This is a genomic window from Longimicrobiaceae bacterium (genome assembly GCA_035696245.1).
GTDB lineage: Bacteria > Gemmatimonadota > Gemmatimonadetes > Longimicrobiales > Longimicrobiaceae > DASRQW01.
The window spans coordinates 1-1,506 of the sequence record DASRQW010000010.1; the positions used below are offsets into that span (position 1 = coordinate 1).

Consider the following 1,506-nt stretch of genomic DNA (forward strand, 5'->3'; position numbering starts at 1 on the left):
GTCCACGAGAGTCGTGAGAACGCGTTCCGTCGCCGACCAATCCAACGGCATGACGTGCACGGCGTTCTGGCCGCGGGTCACACCCGTCGGCTCCTTCGCATCACTTTCCACGGAATCCCTCGCTCCGGTCCGGGCGCGCCAAGCGCGCCGCATGAGTTGTCAAACGTGAGGGTAAGATAGCCGGGCGCGGATACGTGGGGTATATCTCAGCCCACTGGCCGTTCGTTCGCGCCGCGGTGCGGGGGAAAGGCGATGCCCGATGCCGATCGCGGGATCAGCTTGTGTCGACCGCTGACGGGAGGAGCGCGTGAACGTCGCCGTGCAGCTCGAGCCACACCCCGGGGCAGTGCCCTCGGTCCGGTACCGGTGGGATGCGGACACCGACATCCTCACGGCCCGGCTCGAAGGGGACGACGAGGGCACCGGCGGGTCGGGGTCGGTGGATCTCGAGGGGGCCGACGGCTCCTGGCTCATCCTCGACGTCGCACGAGGGCACATCAGCGGGGTGGAGGTCGCCGTCTGGCCGGACGTTCGCAAGCGGCCGGCCCTCGAGCCCCCATCGGAGGTCGAGGAGGGACGACTCGCCGTCCCCTCGCGCCCCTCGTCTCCCGGCGTCGCCGCCTTGGAGGTGGAGACCCATCTGCGGGCGGAGTCGGACGATGCCGAGGCGGTGATTTACTTTCGAGTGGGCTCCACTCGGCCGGCGCGCACGGTCCGGCTCGCCCGGGACCTCCTCATCGAGCTGGATCCGCAGCAGCGCATCGCCGGCCTCTGGCTGCTCAACGTTCCCCCCTTTCCCTCTACCGGACCCCTTCCGTGATCACGACGATCGTCCTCATCAGGGCCGAGCCAGCGTCCATCCCCGCCACCGCGCAGTTCCTCGCGGAGATCGACGGAGTGACCGACGTGTATTCGGTCAGCGGCGACTGGGACCTGGTGGCCATCGTGAAGGTGGCCGAGTACGACCAGATCGCGAAGGTCGTGACGGAGTCCTTTCCCAAGGTGCCGGGGCTTCAGCGCACGCAGACGCTCACGGCCTTTCGTGCCTACTCCAAGAAGGACCTTCAGCAGGCCTGGGACATCGGGGTGGAGTAGCTGTCAGCTCGTCCCGCGGCCTGGCAGCCCCAGAGGGCCGCTATGGTCAGCGGGGGGGTCGCCGCACCAGCTCGTGGCGCTGCGGGCGGTCTCCTTCCAGCGTCCGCCGGTGTATTGAAAGATCAGCAGAGCGCTTTCACCACTATCGCGCCATCCTTCGAGCACTATCTCGTCAACTCCGTCACCATCGAGGTCCAGATGGTCGATGAACCGGCGGAGCTCGGGGGCGGAGTCGCGTGCGACGTACAGCATCGATGGCGAATAGCCCGTCGCGCTGGAATCTCCCAGGACGAACAGCTGATGGACTCCGCGTGCCGAGCCATGGTCGCGCTCCATGTAGGATCCCACCAGCGTGGGGCTGGTCGTGGCGCCCGTCCGGATAGCCAGCACCGTCATGTCCAGGTCGCCCCG

3 protein-coding genes are annotated in these 1,506 nt (G+C 67.7%); 2 read left to right on the plus strand and 1 reads right to left on the minus strand.

All coding sequences use genetic code 11. The annotated features are described in order from the left end of the window. Nucleotides 1-307: 307 nt before the first annotated feature. Together VFE05_00335 and VFE05_00340 are read left to right on the plus strand one after the other, a co-directional pair. Nucleotides 308-820 carry a hypothetical protein gene (locus VFE05_00335; GenBank protein ID HET6228488.1) on the plus strand — a complete coding sequence of 171 codons (513 nt, stop codon included), beginning with the start codon at nucleotides 308-310 and terminating at the stop codon, nucleotides 818-820. Further along, complete coding sequence (locus tag VFE05_00340; protein ID HET6228489.1) at nucleotides 817-1,095, plus strand: Lrp/AsnC ligand binding domain-containing protein; 279 nt, start codon at nucleotides 817-819, stop codon at nucleotides 1,093-1,095. Before VFE05_00335 ends, VFE05_00340 begins: the two co-directional genes overlap by 4 nt. Before the next feature lie 3 nt (nucleotides 1,096-1,098). On the opposite strand, the gene VFE05_00345 is transcribed toward VFE05_00340, so the two are convergent. After that, a partial coding sequence (locus VFE05_00345; GenBank protein HET6228490.1) for a hypothetical protein occupies nucleotides 1,099-1,506 on the minus strand: 408 nt, incomplete at its 5' end.